This window comes from Microcystis sp. M144S2 (assembly GCF_020246065.1).
GTDB lineage: Bacteria > Cyanobacteriota > Cyanobacteriia > Cyanobacteriales > Microcystaceae > Microcystis > Microcystis ichthyoblabe_A.
On record NZ_JADBTR010000102.1, the window covers coordinates 44,406 to 69,774 of the forward strand.

The 25,369-nt window shown below is 44.5% G+C and carries 24 protein-coding genes and 2 pseudogenes; 16 read left to right on the forward strand and 10 right to left on the reverse strand.

Annotation, left to right across the window (positions count from 1 at the left end):
- The first annotated feature begins 15 nt into the window (after positions 1-15).
- Positions 16-909, forward strand: coding sequence for a hypothetical protein (locus IM462_RS12550; protein ID WP_287699995.1), 894 nt, complete (start codon positions 16-18; stop codon positions 907-909).
- A 207-nt stretch (positions 910-1,116) separates the two neighbouring features.
- On the opposite strand, the gene IM462_RS12555 is transcribed toward IM462_RS12550, so the two are convergent.
- Genes IM462_RS12555 through rpmI form a run of 3 tightly spaced genes read right to left on the reverse strand, consistent with a single transcriptional unit; the run spans position 1,117 to position 2,669 of the window.
- Entirely contained in the window at positions 1,117-2,073 is a 957-nt protein-coding gene (locus IM462_RS12555) for a PhoH family protein (RefSeq protein WP_002772048.1), read from the reverse strand.
- Positions 2,074-2,086: 13 nt separating this feature from the next.
- Positions 2,087-2,434 (reverse strand): 50S ribosomal protein L20, encoded by a 348-nt coding sequence (gene rplT / locus IM462_RS12560; RefSeq protein WP_002739593.1) that lies wholly within the window; start codon positions 2,432-2,434, stop codon positions 2,087-2,089.
- A 31-nt stretch (positions 2,435-2,465) separates the two neighbouring features.
- On the reverse strand, positions 2,466-2,669 hold the full coding sequence (gene rpmI, locus IM462_RS12565) for a 50S ribosomal protein L35 (RefSeq protein ID WP_002740108.1): 204 nt from the start codon (positions 2,667-2,669) through the stop codon (positions 2,466-2,468).
- A 209-nt stretch (positions 2,670-2,878) separates the two neighbouring features.
- On the opposite strand from rpmI, the gene IM462_RS12570 reads away from it, so the two are divergent.
- Complete coding sequence (locus IM462_RS12570) at positions 2,879-4,054, forward strand: transaldolase (RefSeq protein ID WP_104396367.1); 1,176 nt, start codon at positions 2,879-2,881, stop codon at positions 4,052-4,054.
- A gap of 421 nt (positions 4,055-4,475) precedes the next feature.
- Here IM462_RS12570 and prfA read toward each other — a convergent pair whose 3' ends face one another.
- Positions 4,476-5,576 carry a peptide chain release factor 1 gene (gene prfA / locus IM462_RS12575; protein ID WP_104396368.1) on the reverse strand — a complete coding sequence of 367 codons (1,101 nt, stop codon included), beginning with the start codon at positions 5,574-5,576 and terminating at the stop codon, positions 4,476-4,478.
- A 666-nt stretch (positions 5,577-6,242) separates the two neighbouring features.
- On the opposite strand from prfA, the gene IM462_RS12580 reads away from it, so the two are divergent.
- Positions 6,243-8,396 (forward strand): polyribonucleotide nucleotidyltransferase, encoded by a 2,154-nt coding sequence (locus IM462_RS12580; RefSeq protein ID WP_287699996.1) that lies wholly within the window; start codon positions 6,243-6,245, stop codon positions 8,394-8,396.
- A gap of 138 nt (positions 8,397-8,534) precedes the next feature.
- On the opposite strand, the gene rpsN is transcribed toward IM462_RS12580, so the two are convergent.
- Positions 8,535-8,837 carry a 30S ribosomal protein S14 gene (gene rpsN, locus IM462_RS12585; protein ID WP_002740009.1) on the reverse strand — a complete coding sequence of 101 codons (303 nt, stop codon included), beginning with the start codon at positions 8,835-8,837 and terminating at the stop codon, positions 8,535-8,537.
- A gap of 120 nt (positions 8,838-8,957) precedes the next feature.
- Between rpsN and IM462_RS12590 the strand changes: the two genes are divergently transcribed.
- Positions 8,958-9,497: an NUDIX hydrolase gene (locus IM462_RS12590; protein ID WP_287699997.1), complete on the forward strand. Its 540-nt coding sequence runs from the start codon at positions 8,958-8,960 to the stop codon at positions 9,495-9,497.
- Here IM462_RS12590 and IM462_RS12595 read toward each other — a convergent pair.
- Entirely contained in the window at positions 9,490-9,672 is a 183-nt protein-coding gene (locus tag IM462_RS12595; protein WP_002769951.1) for a hypothetical protein, read from the reverse strand. The two genes, IM462_RS12590 and IM462_RS12595, sit on opposite strands and share 8 nt — an antisense overlap.
- 186 nt (positions 9,673-9,858) lie before the next feature.
- Between IM462_RS12595 and IM462_RS12600 the strand changes: the two genes are divergently transcribed.
- Together IM462_RS12600 and IM462_RS12605 are read left to right on the forward strand one after the other, a co-directional pair.
- Positions 9,859-12,084, forward strand: a complete 2,226-nt coding sequence (locus IM462_RS12600) for a glycosyltransferase (protein WP_353737339.1) — start codon at positions 9,859-9,861, stop codon at positions 12,082-12,084.
- Positions 12,085-12,383: 299 nt separating this feature from the next.
- Positions 12,384-13,979, forward strand: coding sequence for a hypothetical protein (locus tag IM462_RS12605; protein WP_287699999.1), 1,596 nt, complete (start codon positions 12,384-12,386; stop codon positions 13,977-13,979).
- A gap of 6 nt (positions 13,980-13,985) precedes the next feature.
- Here IM462_RS12605 and IM462_RS12610 read toward each other — a convergent pair whose 3' ends face one another.
- Complete coding sequence (locus tag IM462_RS12610; RefSeq protein WP_287700000.1) at positions 13,986-14,732, reverse strand: DUF4079 domain-containing protein; 747 nt, start codon at positions 14,730-14,732, stop codon at positions 13,986-13,988.
- A gap of 375 nt (positions 14,733-15,107) precedes the next feature.
- Between IM462_RS12610 and IM462_RS12615 the strand changes: the two genes are divergently transcribed.
- Complete coding sequence (locus tag IM462_RS12615; protein WP_287700001.1) at positions 15,108-16,598, forward strand: UDP-N-acetylmuramoyl-L-alanyl-D-glutamate--2,6-diaminopimelate ligase; 1,491 nt, start codon at positions 15,108-15,110, stop codon at positions 16,596-16,598.
- 302 nt (positions 16,599-16,900) lie between these two features.
- Entirely contained in the window at positions 16,901-18,487 is a 1,587-nt protein-coding gene (locus IM462_RS12620; RefSeq protein ID WP_287700002.1) for a serine/threonine-protein kinase, read from the forward strand.
- Between the two features lie 131 nt (positions 18,488-18,618).
- On the opposite strand, the gene IM462_RS12625 is transcribed toward IM462_RS12620, so the two are convergent.
- Positions 18,619-19,659 (reverse strand): fatty acid desaturase, encoded by a 1,041-nt coding sequence (locus IM462_RS12625; protein WP_287700003.1) that lies wholly within the window; start codon positions 19,657-19,659, stop codon positions 18,619-18,621.
- Between the two features lie 591 nt (positions 19,660-20,250).
- Entirely contained in the window at positions 20,251-21,165 is a 915-nt protein-coding gene (locus IM462_RS12630; RefSeq protein ID WP_287703780.1) for a Sll0314/Alr1548 family TPR repeat-containing protein, read from the reverse strand.
- An 85-nt stretch (positions 21,166-21,250) separates the two neighbouring features.
- Between IM462_RS12630 and IM462_RS12635 the strand changes: the two genes are divergently transcribed.
- From IM462_RS12635 to IM462_RS12665, 7 genes and pseudogenes are all read left to right on the forward strand, one after another.
- Positions 21,251-21,898 (forward strand): ABC transporter ATP-binding protein, encoded by a 648-nt coding sequence (locus IM462_RS12635; RefSeq protein ID WP_002780686.1) that lies wholly within the window; start codon positions 21,251-21,253, stop codon positions 21,896-21,898.
- A gap of 297 nt (positions 21,899-22,195) precedes the next feature.
- The gene (locus IM462_RS12640) at positions 22,196-22,540 is read left to right on the forward strand and encodes a hypothetical protein (RefSeq protein WP_287703782.1); all 345 of its coding nucleotides are present in this window, start codon (positions 22,196-22,198) and stop codon (positions 22,538-22,540) included.
- Positions 22,541-22,666: 126 nt separating this feature from the next.
- Positions 22,667-22,882: a hypothetical protein gene (locus IM462_RS12645; protein WP_002782275.1), complete on the forward strand. Its 216-nt coding sequence runs from the start codon at positions 22,667-22,669 to the stop codon at positions 22,880-22,882.
- A complete protein-coding gene (locus IM462_RS12650) occupies positions 22,879-23,160 on the forward strand; it encodes a type II toxin-antitoxin system RelE/ParE family toxin (protein ID WP_008207104.1) in 282 nt (93 codons plus the stop codon). Before IM462_RS12645 ends, IM462_RS12650 begins: the two co-directional genes overlap by 4 nt.
- Before the next feature lie 17 nt (positions 23,161-23,177).
- Positions 23,178-23,357: pseudogene (locus tag IM462_RS12655) on the forward strand (hypothetical protein).
- Positions 23,309-23,443, forward strand: coding sequence for an aconitate B (locus tag IM462_RS12660; protein WP_139294377.1), 135 nt, complete (start codon positions 23,309-23,311; stop codon positions 23,441-23,443). The pseudogene IM462_RS12655 and the gene IM462_RS12660 overlap by 49 nt, the downstream one beginning before the upstream one ends.
- A gap of 580 nt (positions 23,444-24,023) precedes the next feature.
- Positions 24,024-24,419, forward strand: coding sequence for a hypothetical protein (locus tag IM462_RS12665; RefSeq protein WP_002751365.1), 396 nt, complete (start codon positions 24,024-24,026; stop codon positions 24,417-24,419).
- Between the two features lie 6 nt (positions 24,420-24,425).
- Here IM462_RS12665 and IM462_RS12670 read toward each other — a convergent pair whose 3' ends face one another.
- Positions 24,426-24,761, reverse strand: coding sequence for a hypothetical protein (locus IM462_RS12670; RefSeq protein ID WP_012268294.1), 336 nt, complete (start codon positions 24,759-24,761; stop codon positions 24,426-24,428).
- A 143-nt stretch (positions 24,762-24,904) separates the two neighbouring features.
- Here IM462_RS12670 and IM462_RS12675 point away from each other — a divergent pair.
- A pseudogene (locus IM462_RS12675) lies at positions 24,905-25,078 on the forward strand (DUF4164 domain-containing protein); the annotation flags it as partial.
- Positions 25,079-25,369 lie beyond the last annotated feature (291 nt).

Consider the following 25,369-nt stretch of genomic DNA (forward strand, 5'->3'; position numbering starts at 1 on the left):
GTAAGGAGTCCCGCCGTGACTAACAATTCCCTCGATCCTTTGAATATTGGCAATACGATTAATACTGCCTTCCGTCTTTATCGTGATCGCTTCCAAACTTATGTATTCTTTGCTGTCCGCGCCTGTTTGTGGTCGCTTCTTCCCTTAATTTTGCAATTAATTCTCAGTCAATTACTTTATCAAACAATTACCCCCGAAGAAGGCAGCGATATCGGTTTACGTTTATTTCTTTTCCCAGTACAAATTTTCTCGGCCGCTAAGTATCTTTTCAATAGTGCGGTTATCTCACGATTAGCTTTTCAAGATATCATTTATCAGCCAGAAACTGCCGGACAAGCGGAAAAAAAAGTTAAGCCGAAAATGTGGCGCTTGTGGTGGATGCAGGTTTTGATCGGTTTGTTGGGAGCGGCAATAATCTTGCCGATAACGCTGTCTCTGGTGCTAGTCAGTTTTATCCCCATCCTTGGTGTATTGCTTATTTTACTGGCTTCTTTCTGTCTTGCTTTTTTCTTCCTTTGGTTATCTGCTCGCATTTACATTGCCGAATTGCCCTTAGTAATTGAAGATAATTTAGGCAGTTGGCAAGCAATCAAGAGAGGTTGGCATTTAACTAAAAACTCGGCTTGGAGAATTGTGGGAGTGATATTTATTGCCAGTTTATTAATTATTCCAGTTTATATTCTGTCAGTAGCTTTGGCTTCAATTCCCTTTTGGTTCAATTCTTCGGAGGACTGGCAAACGCTCGCGGAAAATCCTCTTTTTTTCCGACAAATGGCGATGTTTTCCTATGGTATGATTACTGTTTTTGTACTTCTGAGTACTTTATTAGTTCCTTTTTGGCAATCTCTCAAAAGTGTGATCTATAATCATCTTTTAGACCAGAAAAAAAATGATGGGGGAGAATACTAATAACTGAGCGGCTGTTGATGTATCTAAATTACTTGTTAAGACTGTCTATGAGAGGGGTTTCGAGCATTTGTACTAAAAACCCCAGTAGGTAGTTTAAATACAGTACAGCTTAACGGAATCATTAATTACTAAGTACCTAAGCAAAATTAATTAGACATCTTGCTAACCCTCTCGCAAGAGTACAAGAGCGACTATCTCAACAATCGGTTATTTTTCGTGCTGTTCGTAAGCTGAGACGATTTTTTGTACTAAGGGATGACGCACCACATCGGCCCGGGATAGGTAACAAAAAGCGATCCCTTCCACTGATTTTAGGATTTTTTGAGCGGCAATTAACCCCGATTCCTGTTGTTGCGGTAAATCGGTTTGAGTGACATCTCCGGTTACTACCATGCGCGAACCGAATCCCAAGCGAGTTAAGACCATTTTTAACTGTGCTGGGGTGGTATTTTGGGCCTCATCAACGATAACAAAAGCATTAGCTAGGGTTCGTCCCCGCATATAAGCTAAGGGTGCGATTTCGATTTTACCCCGTTCCATCAGGTCGGGAATTTTGGCCGCTTCGATAAATTCGTATAAAGCATCGTAGAGGGGACGCAAAAAAGGATCGACTTTTTGCTGTAAATCCCCCGGGAGAAAGCCTAATTTTTCCCCCGCTTCCACGGCCGGACGGGTGAGGATAATCCGTTCTACTTTATCTTCTAATAGAGCTTGTACGGCCAAAACGGCGGCTAAAAAGGTTTTCCCCGTGCCAGCAGGTCCAATACAAAAGGTGATATCGTGACTTTGAATCGCTTGGATATATTGACGCTGACGGAAGGTTTTCGCCCGAATTAGCTCCCCGCGACGGGTACGAGCGAGAATATCCTGCTGTAGTTCTTTATACTCGCTAGAACGCCCCGTATCGAGGGCATGGATAGCGGTCATAATATCGGCTTCGGCGATTAACTTGGCCTCTTGCCATAAAATACTTAAGGAGCGTACAATCGCTGTGGCACGCTCCACGGGGGTCGGTTGCCCCGCAATCCGCAATTCCATGCCTCTGAGGACTAAATTCGCCCCAGTTTGCCTGGCTATCAATTTGAGGTTAGCTTCTTGATGACCCGCTAAAGCGATCGCACTTTCTGAACTGGGGAATTGAATCGTTTGCCAAGTTTCCGTCATGCTCGGGGCTAAATTATCCTTTGGCTGTTTCTACCACTTTAGCAAAAGCGACGGGATCGAGGACAGCTAATTGGGCCAACATTTTCCGATTCAGGAGGATATTAGCTTTCTTTAATTGTCCGGTTAGTTGGCTGTAACTGATGCCCTGTTGACGAGCAGCCGCGTTAATGCGGGTAATCCAAAGACGACGAAAATCGCGTTTACGTTTGCGACGGTCTCTATAGGCATTCCGCAAGGCCTTCATTACCTGTTGGTTAGCTGTACGGAATAAGCGCGAGTGAGAACCGCGGAAACCTTTGGCTAATTTGAGAACTTTTTTGCGTCGCTTGCGGGCGACATTCCCCCGTTTTACTCTAGACATGATAATCCTTTAGACAATTTTTCTGGAAAATTTACAAATAGGGCAACATTAAGCGCACTTCCTTCTCGTCGCGCTCGTCCACTAGGGTAATCTGGGACAAACGACGGCGCTTGCGTTCGGCACTTTTATGATCGAGTAGGTGATTTTTGAAGGCTTTGCGACGTTTGATTTTTTTGCCGCTTCCCGTGGCCTCGAATCGTTTGGCCGCCGCCTTTCGCGTTTTTAGCTTGGGCATAAACTCCTTTTTATTAAATCGACACAATCACTAATACTATCACAAATAAAGGACTTTGGGCAAGAAGTAGCTAAAAGATTGCTGCGCTTATCCCGACTTTGGCCAGGTCTGTGCTTGGGAATTAAATCAATCGGGAATTTTCCCCTTCCTCTCGATCGAATCGCTAAGATCCAGATAAAGTCTTGCGTTAACACGCATCTGGAGAAGTTATGGCTAAAACCCTACTAGAACAATTACGCCAATTTACAGTGGTTGTTGCCGATACCGGCGATATCCAAGCGATCGAAGCTTTTACCCCCCAAGATACCACCACTAACCCCTCCCTGATCACGGCTGCGGCCCAAATGCCCCCATATCGGCCGATTGTCGATCAAACCCTGCAAGCGGCCAGAAAAGAATTAGGGCAGCAGGCCACCCCAGAAGATGTGGCCACATTAGCTTTCGATCGCCTAGCGATCGGTTTTGGTCTGCAAATCCTGCAAATCGTCCCCGGCCGCGTCTCCACCGAAGTGGATGCTCGTCTTTCCTACGATACCCAAGCTACCATCGACAAGGCCCGTTATCTCATTTCCCAGTATGAACAAGCGGGTATCTCTAGAGAAAGAGTCTTAATTAAAATTGCTTCGACGTGGGAAGGTATTAAAGCCGCAGAAGTCCTCGAAAAAGAGGGAATTCACTGTAATTTAACTCTATTATTCGGTTTTCATCAGGCGATCGCCTGTGCGGAAGCGGGAGTAACCTTAATTTCTCCCTTTGTCGGTCGGATTCTCGATTGGTATAAAAAAGAAACCGGTAAAGACTACGTTGGCGCTGAAGATCCCGGAGTCCAATCCGTTACCCAGATCTATAACTACTATAAAAAGTTTGGTTATAAAACCGAAGTTATGGGGGCAAGTTTCCGCAATATCGGCGAAATTTGCGAGTTAGCTGGTTGTGATCTTTTAACCATTTCTCCGAAACTTCTCGAGCAATTGCAGGAGACAGAAGCCGATTTACCCCGTAAGCTCGATCCAGATCAGGCCGCAACCCTTGATATTGTCAAAATTGCCATGGATCAAGCGACTTTTGAGAAAATGCACGCCGAAGATGCCATGGCTTCTGAAAAACTAGCGGAAGGTATTCAAGGTTTTACCAAAGCTTTAGAATTATTGGAACAATTGCTGATTCAACGTTTAACCCAGTTGGAAGGTCAGTCAACCCTAGAACACGCCGCCGAAGATATTTTCCGAGTCTATGATCATGATGGGGATGGTTTCATCACCCGGGAAGAATGGGCGGGAACCGATGCGGTATTTGATGCGATCGATATTAACCATGATGGGAAAATTTCTCCCGATGAGATCGCTGTCGGTTTGGGTGCGGCTTTTCGTTTAGTGGAAGCATAGAATTAGGGTTTGCGGCAAAAAGTTTGTTGGTGGGGGCAGGGTGTGGGCTTCGGCCGTGAGCTCAGCCGAACGGGTGTGGGGTGTGGGCTTCGGCCGTGAGCTCAGCCGAACGGGTGTGGGGTTTTACCAGTTTTGAGGACGTTCGGCGAAGCTCAGTCGAGCCGTGGCCAATTACCTAATTTTCAGGGGAAAAGTACCTGAATTTCCCCCCCGACCACTCCCATATCCGGTACTTTTTGATTGACAAAAGGTCTAAAAGTCTTATCCAACAAGGTTTTTAGATTTATTCAGCAAGCCCGAATTAGTCGTGAGTTGAACTAACCGGCATCAGTCCCCACCCGCACTCACCCCCACCAGTGGGGAAAGTGCAGGGAGTGGGGAGCTTTTTACTGTTCACTGGTAACTGATCACTGATCACTGATTAAGCTGTCTCTTGGGCAGCGGCTAATTCTGCCAGTTTTCCCTGTTGATCCTTGGCGATACAAGATTGGATCACCTCTTCGATGGCGCCGTCTAAAATGCGATCGAGGGAAAAATTCTGATTTAAGCGATGATCGGTGAGACGATTATCCTTATAGTTATAGGTGCGAATTTTTTCCGAACGCGAACCGGTTCCCACCTGAGAGCGTCGCATGGAACTGACCGCTTCCTGTTGTTCCTGTAACTTCATATCGTACAGTTTCGCCCGGAGAATCTGCATAGCTCGTTCCCGGTTTTGCAATTGCGATCGCTCCTCGGTGCAGAAAACCCGGATTCCCGTGGGTTTATGGATTAAATCGACGGCAGTTTCCACTTTATTGACATTTTGACCGCCTGCACCCCCGGATCTAGCCGTGGTTAACTCAATATCCTTGGGATCGATATGCACTTCCACATCGTCCACTTCCGGCATAATCGCCACGGTAGCGGTGGAAGTGTGGACGCGACCACTCGCTTCCGTCAAAGGAACCCGCTGCACCCGATGGACTCCCGCCTCAAATTTCAGCTTACTATAGACGTTATCGCCTTTAATCTCTAAAATTGCCTCTTTAAATCCTCCCATATCCGCCGGAGATTCACTCAAAAGGCTAACTTTCCAGTTTTGAGTTTCGGCATATTTTGAGTACAAGCGAACTAAATCCCCCGCCCAAATACTGGCCTCATCACCTCCGGTCCCGGCGCGAATTTCCAGCATGATATTCTTTTCATCGAGGGGATCCCGGGGCAGCAGCAGAATGGTTAATTGGTCTTCCAAAGTGGCGATTTTTGCCTCTAATTCTGCCACTTCTAGGGCGGCCATTTCGCGTAATTCGGGATCGCTGGCGGATTCTTTGAAGATTTGTTTCGCACCGATTAAATCCTCTTGACTTTTTTGCCAAATTTCGTAGGTGTTGACCGTTTCCTCTAGGGAAGCGCGGGATTTGGCCAGACGATGCAATTCACCCGGATTACTGGTGACATCGGGATCCGCTAGACGACGGGTTAATTCTTTGTAGGTCTGTTCTACAGATTGCAGTTTGTCTAGTAAATAACTTTCAGCCATGATCGATAATAAATAGGGTTAAACGGGGTTAATTTGAAGATAACCCGCAAATTCTTTGGATTAGAAGCGTCTGAGAGATAATAGAGACACAATCCTTTTAATTTTCTTAATTTTCTTTGTCTGGAGTTCTGCGAGCTAGGAAAAATCCCGCTCAACTGCTGACAGTCAGTCAGTTTTGCTAATACTTAGAAATATTTTTAGGCCAGCAAGCGGCAAGGGAAGACATTTTTTTTCTTAACCAGATTATTCCTATATCTGAAGCTATCATTTTTTGGCCGTTTTGAGCAAGTAATCTTAAATTCTGTTTAAAAGTGGGGAATTGGGGTGTGGGCTTCGGCCGTGAGCTCAGCGTTCGACCGAGCTCACGCCGAGGTCCGAACGGGTGTGGGGTAGTGGGGTAGTGGGGTAGTGGGGTGTGGGGTGTGGGCTTCGGCCGTGAGCTCAGCCGAACGGGTGTGGGGTGTGGGAAATTGGGGAAGTGGGGAGATCGGAGATGGAAGCAGGGAGAAAAAAGCTGATAACTGATAACTGATCACTGATAACTGATAACTGATCACTGATCACTGATAACTGATCACTGAATACTAAACCTGTCGGAAAGGGGGACAAAAAATGCTAGGATGGCGACAGCACAGAGAAAAGTGAAAGAAAGGAATATAGCTTTACATGGAAGAGTTTGACAAGTCAATATCCTTTGATGGCAGGGATATTCGACTAAAAATAGGGCTTTTAGCCCCCCAAGCTGGCGGTAGTGTTCTGATCCAATCGGGAGAAACGGCAGTTTTAGTGACAGCAACCACAGCCAAAGCCAGAGAAGGAGTAGATTTCCTGCCCTTAACCGTTGATTACGAAGAAAGATTATACGCCGCCGGGCGCATCCCGGGAGGATTTTTGCGTCGTGAAGGTCGTCCCCCGGAAAAAGCAATTCTGACCGGTCGTTTGATCGATCGCCCCCTGCGTCCCCTATTCCCCAATTGGATGCGGGATGATATTCAGGTGGTCGCTACGACCCTCTCGATGGATGAGGAAGTCCCCCCGGATGTTTTGGCCGTTACCGGGGCTTCCGTGGCGGTTTTGTTGGCGGGGATTCCCTTCCAAGGACCGATGGCAGCGGTGCGCGTCGGATTACTGGGGGATGAATTTATCATCAATCCCACCTACAAGGAAATCCATAACGGAGAATTGGATCTAGTGGTGGCCGGTAGTCCTGAAGGGGTAGTGATGATCGAAGCGGGAGCCAATCAGTTACCAGAGCGGGATATTATTGAGGCGATCGATTTTGGTTATGAAGCGGTCCGCGACCTGATCACCGCTCAACGGGAATTGATCGATCAGTTGGGTATTCCCCTCGTCACCCGAGAAGCGCCGGTAGTAAACGAAACCGTGCAGAATTTCCTAAAAGAACAAGCTAAAGAGGAAATTAAACAGATTCTCTGTCAGTTTACCCTCAGCAAAACCGAACGGGATGAGAAATTAGAGGCGATCGAAAATCGGCTCAAGGAAACTATAACCGCTCTCCCCGATGAAGATCCCTTAAAAGCTCCAACCCTGGAAGAGCCGAAGTTAATCGGTAATCTCTTTAAGGATCTGACCAAAAAACTGATGCGCGCCCAAATTATCGAGGATGGGGTGCGGGTTGATGGTCGCCAACTGGACGAAGTACGGCCGATTTCTTGCCGGGTGGGAGTTTTACCCCGTCGGGTTCACGGTAGCGGTTTGTTTAATCGCGGTTTAACCCAAGTGCTTTCGATCGCCACCCTTGGCACCCCCGGGGATGCTCAGGATTTAGGGGACGATCTCCATCCCGAAGACGAAAAACGCTATCTTCATCACTACAATTTCCCACCCTTTTCCGTCGGTGAAACCCGTCCGATGCGTTCTCCCGGCCGTCGAGAAATCGGTCACGGTGCTTTAGCGGAAAGGGCGATCGTGCCTGTCCTCCCCCCCCAGGAGGAATTTCCCTATGTGCTGCGGGTGGTGTCGGAAGTCCTCTCTTCTAATGGTTCCACCTCCATGGGTTCCGTGTGCGGTTCTACCCTGGCGCTGATGGATGCCGGTGTTCCCCTGAAAAAACCCGTTAGCGGTGCGGCCATGGGTTTAATTAAAGAAGGGGAAGAAGTGCGGATTTTGACCGATATTCAGGGTATCGAGGATTTTCTGGGAGATATGGACTTTAAGGTGGCTGGCACTGATTCTGGCATCACCGCTCTCCAGATGGATATGAAAATCCCCGGTTTAAGCATGGAAGTGGTGGCGAAGGCGATCGAACAAGCTTTACCGGCCCGCAAACATATCCTCGAGAAGATGTTAGCGACCCTAGAAAAACCCCGCACAGAATTATCTCCCCACGCACCCCGGTTATTGACGATCAAGATCGATCCGGATCTGATCGGGTTAGTAATCGGGCCGGGTGGTAAGACGGTTAAAGGGATTACTGAACAGACCGGCACGAAAATCGATATCGATGACGATGGTACTGTGACTATTTCCTCCACCGATGGGGAACAGGCCGAAAAAGCTAAACGACTGATTTACAATATGACCCGCAAACTCAATGAGGGTGAGGTTTATCTCGGTCGCGTGACTCGTATTATCCAAATCGGCGCTTTTGTGGAAGTTTTGCCAGGAAAAGAGGGAATGATCCATATTTCCCAATTGGCCGAGGGACGTGTCGGCAAGGTCGAGGATGAAGTGGCCGTGGGGGATGAGGTGTTAGTCAAGGTACGGGAGATCGATAGTAAAGGTCGTCTCAATCTCACCCGTCTCGGTATTCATCCCGATGAGGCCGCCGCTGCCCGTAAGGCTGCTACTGTAGTCTAGGTGAATTTTTTGTTCATGGTTAACTCTCGATCGCTCGATCGAGGGTTTTCGTTTGATCGCTAAAATTGCTCAAAAACAGCAATAGAGACGTAAAAAAAACGCCTCTATCCCGGTATTTTCCCTAGATATTGTTTCTGACTACCAGCTAGACTTGACCACACCGGGTAAAAGACCTTGGTGGGCCCATTCGCGTAAAACGTTGCGGGATAAACCAAAATCGCGATAGTATCCTCTCGGTCTGCCGGTCGTTAAACAACGGTTTCGGTGACGACTGGGAGCGCTATTGCGGGGTAATTCCTGTAATTTTTGGTGAATTGCCAGTTTTTCTTCAAAATCTTCGGCGGTGCGGAATTGTTCTTTTAGTTCCGCTCTTTTAGCTTCGTATTTTTGTCTGAGACGAGCGCGTTTTTTCTCGCGTTCTACCATCGATTTTTTTGCCATGGGGTTTCTCGAAAAAGATTTAACCTGTAAAGACAGCATTTTCCATTATAACCTGAAACACCGGTGACAAAGGTGACATTTCTTGATATTAATTCTTAAAGTCCTAGTTGCAAATTTTCTATGTCTGAACCGCCTCAATTTCTCCAACAACGTCTTTTTTATCAAGGTCGCGTCTTTCAATTTGAAGTCTCGAAACTGCGTTTACCTAACGGTGTCGAGGGAGAATGGGAATGTGTGCGTCATCCGGGGGGTGCTTTAGCAGTTCCAATCACCAAGGAAGGTCAATTAGTTTTAGTACGTCAGTATCGATTTAGTTTGCAAGCTCGAATTCTGGAATTTCCCGCCGGGACGATTGATGAAGGAGAAGACCCTGCTACAACGGTAAAACGAGAATTAGAGGAAGAAGCGGGCTACCGGGCGCACAATTGGCAATCTTTGGGTAAATTTGCCCTGGCACCGGGTTATTCCGATGAATATATCTATGCTTTTCTGGCCCAGGATCTGGAAAAATTAAGCTTGCCCCCCGCTCAAGATGCGGATGAAGATCTGGAAGTGGTTTTGATGAGTTTTGAGGAAATGGAATCGGCGATTGCCAAGGGAGAATCGATCGATGCTAAAACTATTACTAGCTTCTATCTGGCCCGTTTAGCCCTTAATTAATCTTTTCAATCACTGCTTGTCCCAGTTGAATCAACTCAAAACCGATAAAAAGGCTTAAAATCACGGTGACAGCCTGATTAAGCAGGGGTATATTGCCTTTACCTAGAACAGAAGCGACGAATTTGACCACAACTAAAACGAGAGCGCTAACAACGGCGATTTTGACGGCTATCATAGATTAATTTTTCCTCACGGTTAACCGAAGTATACTATTTCTACACTTTTTCTCGCTAGTTTCATCTTGGGTTTGATACAAAATTTAGCATTTTGGTGGAGAGCGCTCCTGTCATTGCCAAAAATGCCCAGTTTTTTGTTAAGAATTGTAAAATGTAGTTAGATTTATTTGATCAGAAGAGGATTCATGTCTAACCAAGAATCGATTTTTCCATTCCCTCAAAAACCAGTGTATTCCTCCCCATTTAAGTCGATGTTAGCGATAATATCAGTTATCTTAATTATGTTAGCAGTGATCGGCGGGTTAATGATGGTCAGTTTATCATTATCTTGGCCAGAACACAATATTTATCGATTACTCCTTGGTTTAGTAGAAGATTTTTTTAACCCCTTTGCTTGGATCAAAGTTCCCTCGGTTGCTCATAGCTATCAATTATTATTACCCACGGTTATCCTGCTAATTTTTACGCGGTTGATCATTTTCTTGTCTCCGCATCCGCAAGTTTGGTCAAGATTAGTCATTATTTCTATCACCCTCGCTATCACCCTGCGCTATCTAATCTGGAGGATTCTGGCTACTTTAAATTTTTCCACCCCTCTCAATGGCTTTTTTAGTTTACTACTTTTAGGCATTGAGATGATGGTTTTAAGTAGTAGCATGATTCAGTTATTTTTAGTCTTAACCACGAAAGATAGACGAAAAGAAGCTGATTTTTATAGCCAAGCGGTGATCGATAAACAATATTTACCGACGGTAGATATTCTGATTCCCACCTATAATGAGCCAGCCTTCATTTTAAAAAGAACTATTATCGGTTGTCAAGCCCTTAATTATCCTCATAAAAATATTTATATTCTCGATGATACCCAGAGGTCAGAAATTCATCAATTGGCAGAAAAATTAAATTGTCATTATCTGACTCGTGAGGATAGAAAAAACGCTAAAGCAGGTAATTTAAACCATGCTCTCAGACAAACACAAGGGGAATTAGTGGTAGTTTTTGATGCAGATTTTATCCCTTGTCGGAACTTTCTAGAAAGAACTGTTGGCTGGTTTCAAAACCCCAAAATTGCCCTAGTGCAAACGCCCCAAAGCTTTTATAATGCCGATCCTATCGCCCATAACTTAGGTTTAGAAAATATCGTTACTCCCGACGAAGAATTATTTTATCGTCATATCCAACCAGCTAAAGATGGGGTGGGTAGTCCTGTCTGTGCTGGCACTTCTTTTATTGTCAGAAGAAAAGCCTTAGAGGAAGTGGACTACTTCAATACAGAATCTATTAGTGAAGACTATTTCACTGGGATTGCTATCTCTGCCCAAGGTTATGAAGTTATTTACTTAAATGAAAAACTCAGTGCTGGTTTATCTGCTGAAAGTTTATCAGCTTATTTACTGCAAAGATTGCGCTGGGCAAGGGGAACTTTACAGGCCTTTTTTATCAAAGCTAATCCCCTAAAAATTGCGGGACTAACTCTACCTCAAAGATTGGGACACTTAGAAGGAATTTTATCTTGGTTTTCTCCCTTAGCTCGTTTATTTTCTCTGCTTGTTCCTCTCCTTTATACCTTTGGTTATATAGTACCTTTGAACATTACCATCGATGAGACAATCTATATATTTTTACCCTACATGATGCTGCAGTTAGCCACTTATCACTGGTTAAATTGTCGCTCGCGCTCGATTATTTTTTCTGAGGTACTATCGATGATTATTTGTGTACCTACAGCCCTAACAGTTCTCCATATTCTTTGGAAACCCTTTGACAAAGGATTTCAGGTGACACCGAAGGGAATTGCTCGCCAAAATTATCAATATAATTGGCATTTATCCTACCCATTGCTGTTTTTTATTACCATTACCTTAATTAGTATTTTCTTTAATTTACACCATCACAATTATCAAGCAAGTCCCCTAAATTTTGGCTTGATTTTGGCTATATATAACGTGGTTATTATCATGACTGCTTTAGTGGCTTTATTGGAAGCTCCCCTCACCCTAGAAACTCAATATCAAGTGCTGGAATCTCCTGTTAACTTGATCACAGAATCGGATATAATTATACAGGGCAATCTCAAAAAACTTTCGGAAATAGGAGCAGAAATTCACCTAGGGGAACCCATCTACTCAGAAAAATTACTCCTAGATATTTTAGGCGAAGATTTGCGCCTATCGGCTCATCTAGTCAATCTAGAAAAACGAGGAAAAATCTGGCAAGCGACCCTTAAATTCCAGCCACTTACCCTATCAGAGCAGAGAAAGCTAATTACTTTTTTATTCTGTCGTCCCCTGCGCTGGCAACCGAAAAATACGGCGGGAGAATTACAATCACTTTGGTTGTTAATTATCAGCTTTTGTCGGGGGATAGGCTTGATTTGGCGGGCAATTCTGAATCGAAAAACAGCCCTTTAGTTTAGTCAAAAGTCGAAAATACTTAAGTAGCTGGTTATAATTAAATTAAAAATAGATTTTAGGTTCGATCCCCCCTGCCCACCCTTGATAAGGGTGGTGCCGATCCCCCTTAATAAAGGGGGCATCTGATAATTTTTAACGCCTAGCTACTTATCGAAAAATTACTGGCTGACTATTCTATTAACTGGCTTTTGTTTGTGATTTTACTCACAGTGCTATTCTTGTATTATCACAGTTGTCACTTGACCAAAACTTGACAGTATTATAATAAAAGTAACCATTCTTAGATGGACTGGCCCATGAACAATTGTTTATACCTTCACCTGATGGCTAATAGGGAAAAAGGGTTTGCCTTGGCTCTTGCCCTGTTAATTGGAGTTATCATAATGGGAACAGGAATAACTATGATGATGCGCGTCCAAGGAGACCAATCGAAAATAATTGCCCAAAAAGCCCGGGCTGATAGTTTAACAAGTTCCGAAGCTGGGCTGGCTCGCGTGCAGGATTTACTGAATAGCGTTCGAGTTATGGCGAAGTTTAATAGTAATTGTCCTTCTGGGGACTGTTGGCAGACCGCCCAAGTAGTTCCTACTCCCAGTCCAGGTTTACAAAAAGATTTAAAAAAATTATACACTGCCGCCACCTGTAGTGATCCCAACGCTGCTGCTACCCTGAGCGCAAAAATCGATGAATTAAGAGGTTTGAGCGGGGGTCAATGGTTTGATCTCGGTAATAATCGTTATTATCGCGTGGTTGGATACAATTTCGATGATACCAATCCCCCCCCTGACGGTTTGGGTTGGGGAGTTCTCACCCTCGAAGGACTTTCCCTCAGTCCAACAGGAGACCTAAATAACATCGATGGCGACAATGCCGCCTCGCGTAACCGCGTGGTGGTAACTATCCCTATTTTTCCTTCCCTTCCCCTCGCATTTACTCGCACCACGGTTCCCGCTTTGTGGATAAGGGAGGGAGCCACAGAAGATCTAAGTCAAACTAGCCAGATTACGGTCAGCAATCCGAATTATTCTGGCGGTGCTAAATTTCAGGGGGATGTGGTTATGAGCGACACCACGGTGGCGACGGGATTTGTCGAGGAGACAGGAACTTTGCAACCGAACCTAGAATGTCATATTAACCAAAATAATATTCAACAGCCCGAACCCCCCGAACCTGCACCCAATACCCCCTACAAAGCGCAATTTGTCGGTGTCCCTTTCCCCGATTTACCGGAGCCTCCCACCAGCCCTCCCCCTCCCCTTGGTCAGCAAAACCTGGCACTTACCAGTTCTGAAACTTTTCCCCGACTGGGAGACACCCCATCTCCTAACGGAGTGTACGAGTATATCGTTGATAAGATCGAATTGGGTAGTAGCCAGAGGATTACCATTACTCCAGGGCAACGGGTAGTTTTCTATGTTAAAGGTAATATTAACGGTGTCATCGAACACGACTGCAGCAGTGTTAGCCCACCCACGGTTTGTAAACCGGGCAATCTACAAATTTATGCCGATAATGGATTAGATGCCGCCGCGCCGCAAATTTGTCTGAGAGTGGGTCAAAACCAAAGACTAGAAGCGTTTATCTTTGCTCCTGACTATTCCCTCGGTAAAACCGGTAACGGTGACTTCGTCGGTGCCGCCTGGGGTAAGAAGTGGGGGAAAATTTCAACCTGTGCCTCAAATAGCGGCGCAGTTGCTGTGATACAAGGAGTAGAATGGACTGACTTAATCGAAAACCTGAAACCCAATCCCTTAAGCACTTTGCCCCAACTTGGTAAGATTGCCAATTGGTGTGAGGAACCCGTACCGGAGGAGGGTGATACCCCCACGGAGCCATCTAAGTGTGTACCCACTTTCCCAACTCCTTCACCCTCTCCCTCTCCCAGTCCCTAAAAAAGTTTAACTTATCGGGTTGATGAGGGGGGTTGAGGATTTCGGTTCGGGACAGGTTTTATTGGTGAAATCACAGCGATAAATTGCTGGTTTTTGCCAACTGAGGGGAATTTCCAGCAAATCCCTCGAACCGGTCATGGCTTGTCCCAGAAAGAGAGCCAGAGCGATACAATTGAGGATTGTATGGGCAATGCGCCAACGATGGGAACGGTCTTTATAGATATCTTCGACAATGGCCAGAGAGAAAATCATCAGTAATGATGCGGCCATGCCGATATAGTAGTGAGACCAGTACCATTGGTCCGAGAGTCGCCAGACCCCATCCTGAGAACCGATAATAATTAAACCGATGCCAGTCAAGGTGGCAAAAATTCCGCGCCAGAGTGCTTGTCTAGCACGGTAGAGACAGACCAAAGAGGCAATGGTGACAAAAAACATCAAAATCACAAAAAAGGCCTGAAAGGAGTCTAATTTTCCGTCTTTTTGTTTATCGACAAAACCATTAAAACCGTAAACGACCGAGTAAGCTAGTGCTAACAGGTTAACCCCTACCACTGTACCCGTTAACCAGCGGCCTAAACGTAGATGTTCTGGCCCGACCACTGGGGGAATTTTACTTTTATTTCCCGCGTTGCTTTCTAGGCGACGTTGACGGGTTTGCCAAGCAAAGTTAACTACGAGGCCGATAATAGGGAAAACGACCACTATCGCTAGGACAGGATGAATGAGAGCCAGAAAATCGACGAATTGCATATAAATATCCCGAAAATAGTCAGCAGAAAATCTTCAATAGTTGACAAGCTATAGCCTTGTTTTTTTTAGCTTATCGCAGATATCAGGAGGCAAAAGGCAAAAGGCAAAGGGCAAAAGGCAAAAGGCAAAAGGCAAAGGGCAAAAGGCAAAGGGCAAAGGGCAAAGGGCAAAGGGCAAAGGGCAAAGGGCAAAGGGCAGCTTTATTCTCCCCACACCCCACACCCGTTCGGACCTCGGCGTGAGCTCGGTCGAACGCTGAGCTCACGGCCGAAGCCCACACCCCACACCCCACACCCCACACCCCCACTTCGGCCTAGGAACCTCTTTGATAATCGGCTAATCTAAAAGCAGCAATCCCTAGATTCAATCCTGACTATGAAACTGCAAGAACTTTTAACAACTATTCCTCTGGTTTCCCCGATTTCTTCTCCTATCGCTTCTATTACCGAGATTACAGGAATTTCCACCAACTCCCATGCTTGTCAACCGGGAGATCTATTTATCGGTTTACCCGGCACTCGCGTCGATGGCGGTGAATTTTGGCGTTCTGCTTTGGAAAGCGGGGCCCTAGCGGCAATTATCTCCCCAGCAGCCGCAGCTAAATTTCCCCCCCCGGAGGATGCTTGCGTAATCGTTGTGGCAGATTTAGTTACTGCCACTGCTGCGATCGCTGCTAAATTTTATCATTATCCGGCCCTTACCCTAAAATTAATCGGTGTGACGGGAACCAACGGCAAAACCACCACCACCCATTTAATTGAATATTTTCTCAGCCAAGCAGAGATTCCCACCGCGTTATTCGGGACTCTTTACACCCGTTGGCAAGGATTCCAAGAAACCGCCAATCATACCACTCCTTTCGCTAACGAGTTACAAGCCAGTTTAGCCAAAGCGGTGAGCGCCGGCAATGAAATCGCCGTCATGGAAGTTAGTTCCCATGCACTGGCCCAGGGACGGGTACAGGGTTGTACTTTTCCCGTGACGGTGTTTACCAATCTCACCCGGGACCATCTCGATTATCACCTCGACATGGAGGATTATTTTGCCGCTAAAGCTAAATTATTTAGTCCCGATTATCTGCAAGGTAAGGCGATTATTAACCTTGATGATGCCTATGGTCAACGTTTAGCGGCCTCCCTGTCTCCCCAACAGGTTTTAACCTATAGTGTGTCCGATGCTAATGCCGATTTTTATACTAAAGATTTACACTATCAACCCACGGGAGTGGAAGGGGTGATGGTGACTCCCCAAGGGGAAATAGCCTTTGCTTCTCCTCTGGTGGGTCAATATAATCTAGCTAACCTCTTAGCGGCGGTGGCGGCAGTGTTAGAATGTGGTGTAGATTTAGAGACAGTAATCGGTCAAATTCCCCAGTTTTCAGGAGTACCGGGGCGGATGGAACGGGTTAGCATCGCTCCTGACCAGGATATCAGCGTCATTGTCGATTATGCCCATACTCCCGACAGTTTAGAGAATGTTTTAAAAGCAACACGTCCCTTTATTTCCGGTCGGATGATTTGTGTTTTTGGTTGTGGCGGCGATCGAGATCGGACAAAACGACCGTTAATGGGGAAAATAGCGGCAGAATTAGCAGATTTAGCCATAGTTACCTCGGATAATCCCCGCACAGAGTCTCCTGAAGGAATCCTTGAGGATATTATCGCTGGCATTCCCCCAGAAATTACTGTGCAGGTAATTAGCGATCGCGCTTTGGCCATTGACACGGCTATTCAAACAGCACAACCGGGAGACGGAGTAATTATTGCGGGTAAAGGTCACGAAGACTATCAAATTTTGGGGACGGAAAAAATCCATTTCGATGACCGCGAACAGGCCCGGGCCGCTTTAATGAAAGTGAAAAAGTGATTAGGGATGATGAATCATCAAGAAAAGCTAAGATTAGTTGACAATTAGCAGAGGTAGCCAATTTTAAAATCTGTGGTAAGCTAAAAGAGTTTAGGTAAAAATCCCAGTTAGCAAGCAATCGCCATCTTGATAAGTTGCCCCTGCGTTAACTAAGCAATGACAAGAAAAAGCGTTACAGGCGCTTTGAATGTTTCATGGCTCTGGTTTTGGACTTTCGGAGATACCTCCTCTTGAGGGGAATCTCTGAGGGTGCATTTTTGAACTGTCTTAGCAAAAAAGTATCGGTCAACTGGTGACTCTATATGACCTACTGCCTTAATCCTGACTGTCCTCAACCGAAAAACGCCGCAACAGCGTTAATCTGCGAGAGTTGCGGTTCAAAACTGCTTCTGCACAACCGCTATCGAATTCTAGGCATTTTAGGGAAAGGAGGGTTTGGGGCAACCTTTGTCTCATCGGATTTGTCCCTACCAGGTACCCCCCTATGTGTGGTCAAACAACTGCGACCTTGCACTGATGATGCTAGTGTTTTTCAGATGTCCAAGGAACTTTTTGAGCGAGAAGCGGAAACCCTAGGAAAACTGGGAGTTCATCCGCAGGTTCCCCGATTATTAGACTATTTTGAAGATAATCAACAGTTTTATCTAGTTCAGGAATACGTTAAAGGTCATAACCTGTACCAAGAGGTAAAAAAACGCGGACCGTTTAGCGAAGCGGGAGTCAAACAGTTTTTAAGTGAACTTTTGCCGATTTTGAAATATATCCACAAACAAAAGGTAATTCATCGGGATATCAAACCCGCTAACCTAATTCTTCGGCAAACGGATCGAAAATTGGTTCTGATTGACTTTGGGGCTGTCAAAAATCAGGTTAACACTGTTATTGCCAATGTCAATTCTCAAAACGCTTTCACTAATTTTGCCGTGGGTACCCAAGGTTTTGCCCCTCCCGAACAGATGGCCATGCGTCCGGTCTATGCCAGTGATATCTATGCCGTGGGAGTTACCTGTATCTATCTACTCACGGGCAGATCTCCTAAGGCTATCGAAGTTGATGTCAATACAGGTGAATTACTCTGGGAAAAATTAGTCAAGGTGAGTCCCCAGTTTGCTAAAGTCCTGAAAAAAATGCTGGAAGTCTCCGTCCGTCATCGCTACAAATCCGCCCAAGAGGTAATGGATGCTTTAGACATGACTGCTTATGCCGATAGTCTAGCCCAAAGTTTAATCGCGGCTCCAATGGTTACTTCCCCGAAACCACCACAAGATTCAGGTCAAATAGCCACTTCCTTCGTTTCTGGCCCTCTCAACTCTAAATTTCGCCCCAAAAATAAAAATCCAGAGGCCTCTCCAGATAATCTGCCGGGGGCGCAGATGGCCTTTTCAACAACCAATACAAATATACAATCTAAAAATAAAGACCACAGCAGCCCAGATATAACCTCACCGAAGAGAAAACGCCGCTTAGATGAAAAAGCGATTCTCGATGCTTACAATAACGGCCGGCGCAATTTCGCCCAGGAGGAATTATCGAATCTCAATCTGTCTAAAGCACAACTTTTGCGGGTAAATTTCTTTCAATGCAAATTAACAGGAACTAATTTACAAGGGGCGGATCTGTCCAATGCGGATTTGGGCCGGGCTAATCTCAGTCAAGCGATTCTCAAAAATACCAATTTAAATAATGCCTATCTCGGTTATGCAGACCTGGAAGAGTCCGATTTGCGCGGGGCGAATCTCACTGGAGCCAATCTTCGCCACGCTAATCTTAAAAACGCTAATCTTTGCGGGGCTAATCTCTCTGATGCCCAAGTAAATCCAGAACAAATCGTCCTAGCAAAAACCAATTGGTTAACAGTGATGCCCAATGGTAAACGCGGTTCCTGGTAATCTTTTTTCAGTAAACAGCAATCAGTAATCAGTGAAAAGACAGTAGGAAACTTCGATTTAATACTGTCACTTAAAACTCAAATCTGATAGCTGATAACTTACCCACTGATCACTGATAACTGATCACTGATTTAACCGCGACTTTCCTTAAAGGTTTTGTAGGCGGTTTCGGAGTCGAAAATATGGCAATAATCAACAATTCGTTTCATTAATGGCCAAGAAAACTCAGTTTCTTTTAGGTGACTACCCCAATTTTCTTTGAGACTAGCGTGAACTTTGCGGAGGTTATAGGAAGGAATCGCCGTCGAGATATGATGGGGGATATGGACATTAATATCGTGACAGAGAATTTCTACCCAACGGGGATAGCTACAGTGAACCGTTCCCTCTAGTTGCGCTAAAGCTTGATTCCAGTCTTCGGGATAGGAAAATTGAATATCGGGGTCTGTGTGATGGACAAGGGTAAAGGTACTCATCCAAAAATGATAGACAAACCAAGGCACCACCCAAAATTTAACGAACCCCCAGACACCAGTGTAGAAAATTAGGGTTGGGAAAAAAATAGCGGCAAAAACTAGGACGACAATCATCGAAAAGCGCGCTTTTTCCCGTTCGTTCTCCTTGAATTGTTCGATGTTGAAGTGTAGAATAGCCCAGTGGGCGATCGAACCGAGCCACCAGAAACGTCCGCGAATGCCGCGATAAAAGAGACGCACTAGGGGATTGGCCGAGTTAAAAGCGTCTAGTTCCCATGGATCCCAAGCATTATCTATCGTTACCATGTTAGTTTTAGCATGATGGCGATCATGGAGGAAACGCCAACAGTGGAAGGGATAGATAAGCGGTAATAGGAAAATATGACCGACAAGATCATTAACCCAGGGTCGATTGGAAAAAGACCGATGACCGCAATCATGGGCGATCACAAAGAATCCCGTTAAAGCTGTACCAGTGAAAATCCAAGCTAAAGGCAGTAAATACCAGGGAGAATAAACTAGCATTGCATAACCCGCAATGACCGCCAAAATATTCGTAATCACACCAAACCAAGCTTTAACTGGGTCTTTCTGGAAATATTCTTTGGGAATGCTTTTAATAATATCTTTCAGTTTAAAGTCTGGCTCGATCGAGGTGATCAACTCCCCATGCAATTTATCCGTCGTTGCCGTCATGAAATCTCCAATTACACTTAGGTGAACCCTTGACAATAAATCAGCTAGGAGGTTTAGCCAAATTCTGCTCTATACCACAAGCCAATTTTTTTGTCAATATATTTTTAACTTTAATTAATAAACTTCCGCGAAGCTTAATAATCCTTTACTTTATATAACATAAGAGGGGATTTTCTGTTTTGGCAAAATTTGACGGCGGGTACATCTCATTTTTGTAAATCTACCAATTGGGATTTTTACGGAGAAACCCCCCTGCTAAAATCGGGCGTTGTTTCTGATTTTACCACTCAATCCCAGCTTTTGGGGGGTTCTACCCCCCAAACCCCCCGTTGGGGGCGTGGCGCGGTCACTGAGCGTGTCGAAGTGCCGCCCCCAAACCCCCCGCGCATTAGTTTTTCGGTGGGATGCTTACACGCAGCTGCTGATACATTTGTTATCATCTAAGAGTCACTGATAATTGCTGATTGTCGGTATTCCTGCAAATCTGCGATGCACTCTTGACGGCTGCCTTTTGCCCTTTGCCTCTTGCCTCCTGCCTTCAAAAACTGATAACTGATAAAAAAACAAATATTGACTATTTTTAGACGTTTTTTAACGACTAGCTGTGTTTTCTAGGGATTTAATCTCCTCCTGTACCTTACGGTGTTCACGATTTAACTGTTTTTTGACTGATTCGGGGAGTTGTTCCTGTTTTTTCAGGGCATTATTAAAGTAATCTAGTGCCAGTTTCAAAGAGCCGGAATTTTTATCCGTATTGCCTTGAATTCTCAGGATTTGACCTTTCAGATACATTAATTCCGGATTATCGGGGGTCGCTTTCAGAGCGTTATCGATAAACCGCAAAGCCTGATCATACTGCTTTAAATCCCGGTAAGCTAGAGCGATACCTCGATCGACCAAGTAATCAGGACTTCCATAAGTTTCTAGCCGTTGAATTGCCTCTTGGGGACTAGAAAAGGGCAGATTAACCGCTAAAATCAAATCCATATAACCCTTTAACAGGTTCAATTCTGGATCCGTAGGATTAGCTTTTTCTGCGGTTTCCAAATACTGAAACACCTGTTGTAATCTGGGGATAGCCGATACTGCTCCTTCGGTTTGAAAAACGTAGGTTCCCTCCAAAAAACTCCCCACCGCGAGATACAAATTTCCCCTTAAGGGGTCGCTGGCCTGCATTTGTTTGGCCGCTGCCTTAGTTTTCTCGGAGTAGGTTTTTAGGGTGTTCCAATCCTGGTCAGTAAAAGCAAGAGAGGCACGCATAGCATGGGACAAAGGTTCTTGGGGTTCCTTTTCCGTGGCCTCAACAATTAATTTTTTTGCCTCTAGATAGTTACCTTGTTTAAAAATAGCGTTAAAAGCGGCCTCGGTCTTATCGCCAATCGGTCGGGGATTGGTTTTGCGGAAAGGATCTCCGGCTAACCCGGGACCAATCCAGTTAACCATTACCATAACAGCCAGCGAAGCACCGATCGCCATTTTTTTCGTTAAACCTAACCTCAGCACCATGGTCAAAAGTCTCCTTGAGCGAATGAAAAAATCTGTCACAATAGAAACGGGTTTCTAGACTTAATTTCCAGTTATTTTCCTGTCAATGCTTTATCTCAAAGATGTGGTTTATCATCCTCCCGCTGCTCTCAATCCCATTTTACAGGGGATTAATCTCGAATTAGCACCCCAAGAATTAGGTCTGATTGTCGGGCCCAGTGGTTCCGGAAAAACGACTCTTTTGGAAATTTTAGCAGGCTTTGCCGATAAAACAGGAGGGACAATTCACTGGCGCGACCAAGAATTAACGGTGCTGCACCTGCAACAATTAGGAGGAATCGTTTTTCAGTTTCCTGAACGTCATTTTTGCGGTAAAACCATCCTTGAGGAGTTGCGTCTCGGTCATCCGGAGATTAAAAGCGATCGCCTAACGGCGGCCTTAAAGGAGGTAGGATTAGAAAATATTCCTCTGGATACTTCTCCCCACAATCTTAGTGGAGGTCAACAGCGTCGTTTATCCCTCGCTGTCCAGTTAATCCGGCAGCCTAATCTGTTACTTCTCGATGAACCTACGGCCGGTTTAGATTGGTCGATGCGTCGTCAATTGGCTAAACTTCTTGCTAGTCTCAAACAACACTGGACTTTATTAGTAGTTAGTCACGATGCTGGGGAATTATTGCCTATTGCTGACCGTCACTGGAAAATTGAACAAGGACATTTGAGGGAATTAAAAAGTGAAAAAACAGATAGTTGAGGTTTTGGGGTTTTGAGGTTTTGGGGTTTTGGAGTATTAGTTGAAATTTCCCCACTTCCCTATCTCCCCATTCCCCCATCTCCTATCTCCTGACTTGAAAGAGTATGAATTGTCTCCTAGGCACTTCTTAAAACTGGGGAACAGGCGTTCGTTATGTATGTATTATACATATAGGTTATGTATATATTGATTGTATATATAAGCTTGGGCATAATATAGTTAGTTATAAATAGTTGACTAGACAAAAAATGTCCATATAATGAATGGTTATGCGGTAACTCTCGCTGAATAAGGATAATGAGTATTAAGTTAAATATCGGGATATTATTTTTTGGGGTTTTCTTGTGGGGAGAGGCGGTTAAGGCACAGCTAGTCCCCACTAAGGGTTTATCTCCCTATGGTGAATATCGTCAAGAAATTCTCAATTTAGGTTGGAAGCCAAAACCAAGTATTGTTCCAGATTATGTACCAGGTTGGCCTGAAATTATTTGTGGAAACAGATTATGTAGTGCTACCTTTATTTCTCCCAATGGGAAACAAATTTTAACTTTATCTGTTTGGTTTGATGTTAAGCCTGGATACATAAATTATTATGTGGCTCCAGATTTTGATATTGTTGAAGTTGAGCAATCAATCCAATAGACCTCGACCTAATTTAACTTAGTGCGATCACCAATCTCTTAGGTGGGGTACTCGGAACGAAACCCAACATCATTTTTAGCCTTGATTGTAAATTCTAGATAGTTTAATCGATCGCCCCTTAAGAAAATGGCAATACAAACAACCTTTGCAGAGATTTTAGAAGCAGCCGAGCAACTTCCCCTTGAAGATCAAGAAAATCTCATTCATATTTTACAGAATCGTCTTCGAGATCAAAAAAGAACAGAGTTGTTTAGAGATGTTCAAGAAGCTCAACAAGAATTTGCACAAGGTCAATGTCAACCCCTGACACCTGAACAAATCATGGAGGAAATTCTTTCGTGAATTTTGTTTTATTACGCTCCAATATATTTATTAGAAATGCTCGAAAAATTGTGAAAAAACAGGCTTTTTTAGCTCAAAATATCCAAGAAACTTTAGCTTTATTATCCGTAGATCCATTTCAACCTCGATTAAGAACACACAAATTAAAAGGGGAGCTTAAAGACTCTTATGCTTGTAGTGTGGGCTATGATTTAAGAATTGTCTTTAAATTCGTTGAATATGAGCAGAAACAGGCAATTCTTTTGGAGTCAATTGGGACTCACGATGAAGTTTATTAGGCTCTTCGGTTTGTGTTATGCAATGGACGAGGGTTATAAGGGATGGAACCCTTATAGAGAAAGGCATTTAGCGATTTTTGTCAATTGTTTTTGATCTAGAGCGAACTAATCAATTAAATCTCTTGCCAGATAAGGATTTAGTCGATTTATGCCACCCTATCGAACCATACCAAGTAACGAAGAACCCTCCATTATAGGTTCGATCGTTATCTCCCCCCAGGGTGCGGTTAGCTTACTGGGAACCATGGTCGGTGGTTATAACGTTCATTCTCTCATTCTCTGATTGAACTGCTGAAATCCTGCGTTATACCATTTCTCTAAATGAAAACTACACATCGAATTTAAGTCACCCTTTTTAAGGGCGATTTAGGGGGATTAAACTTCTGTAGTCAGACTTTGGAGAATTGGTATTAATTTCGATTTTATTACTCAATCCAAGCTTTTGGGGGGTAGAACCCCCCAAACCCCCCGCGCATTAGTTTTTCGGTGGGATGCTTACAGGCAGTTATTAATATATTTGTACTGAGTTAAGAGTGACTGATAATTCCTGATGGTCGGTATTTCTGCAAATGTTGAGATGACGCCCACACAGCAAAGTCATGTCTCACTAACCTAGAAATTCAGAGACTAGCAAAGATCCAGTAACCTAGGAAGAAACCGTCACAAGTGAAGACTAGGAGACAATAGACCTATGTTAGAAGCCTATCATCAGCACGTTGCAGGGATCTCTCCCCTTCCCCTCAATGCTCAACAAACGGCGGAATTATGCGAATTAACTAAAACCAGGTGTTGTTAAATCAGAATATGAAGAATGAATTGCTACACAACGAAAGCCCTGCTCTTACCCAAAAATTTTATCGCCCATGAACACTTTTAATGAATTAGAAGAACTGGAAGCTTTTCAGCGCCGTTTAGAGTCTGCTCGTCTGCGTCGTCGTCAGTTGGAAGAGCAGCGCAGACAACTGGAGAATGAATATACTTCCTACGATACACCAGAAAAACTGAAAGGACTAGCAGAAATTGCCGAGACAGCTACTGAATCACCGACTTTTAAGGCAAAATTTTGTCATTTTTATCATCGAAGAGCGACGAGAACGACAGCAGATATAGTGGAAGGGGTGATCGGAATTACCTTTGGCAGCAATATCCCCTTAGCGATCGTAGCCCTAATTATTATTAAACTCTTAAGGATGCTTCTGGAAAACCGTCTTGATGATTATTGCTCTCAGTTTGGAGAAACCGAACCAGAATCAAGATAAAAACCCCTAAGATGTTTCATTAACAGATATTTCAGCTTTTTTGAGGGCAATTTGCCATTCCAAGTCAGCTATTTCTCGATCGAGTTCGACAATTTCACTATTAACTTGCTTTAAATCGGCGATAATTTCTTGTTTACTGCGTTTTCTACCGTAGATAGCCAGTTCATCCTCTTGTAATTTCTCAAGGATAGAGTCTAGGGAAGCGGTTAAATCGGCCGAGGGACTATCCATAATACCTAGACGCATCAATACCTGTACCGCTTTGACAACGTCTTGCTGATAAGCTTCTCTAGAGGGGTAATCTTGGGGTTTTTTGAGATTTAAAGCGTCAATGATATTCATATTCTAGGTTATGAAGGTTAAATGCGAAACTGTGATTATGTCACACTTAATATACCTCAAGTTTCTGAGAAATTCCCTAACGGGGATGGCAATATCTTTCATTCTAGAGTAGAAATGCTCGACCGAGAAAATATTGATAGAGTGGAGAAATTAAAGGGGATATTAAGGCCTTAGATGCCAAAGTTACGCGACTAGAAAAGCAGGTTGACGATCTCAACGCACGAGTCAACATTACCACCATTGGATTCCTTAGCATTGTCGGCATTTTGGGGACAGGAATGCTGACTATTGCCAGCAAAACAGTCTTTTTCCCCTAGTCCCTCGAATAACTTATTCGATCTGTGCCACCCTGTCTAAGGGAGCATCGAGACTGGTAAGACGGCCTAAATAGGGTCTGCTGAAAAAGTTTTTCGGTGGGGGCAGGGTGTGGGGTGTGGGGTGTGGGGTGTGGGGTGTGGGGTTTTACTGGTTTTGAGGTGGCCAATTACCTAATTTTTAGGGAAAAAGTCCCGGAATTTTCCCCCTGATCACTCCCATACCTGGTACTTTTTGATTGACAAAAAGTCTAAAAGTTTTACCCAACAAGGTTTTTAGATTTATTCAGCAAA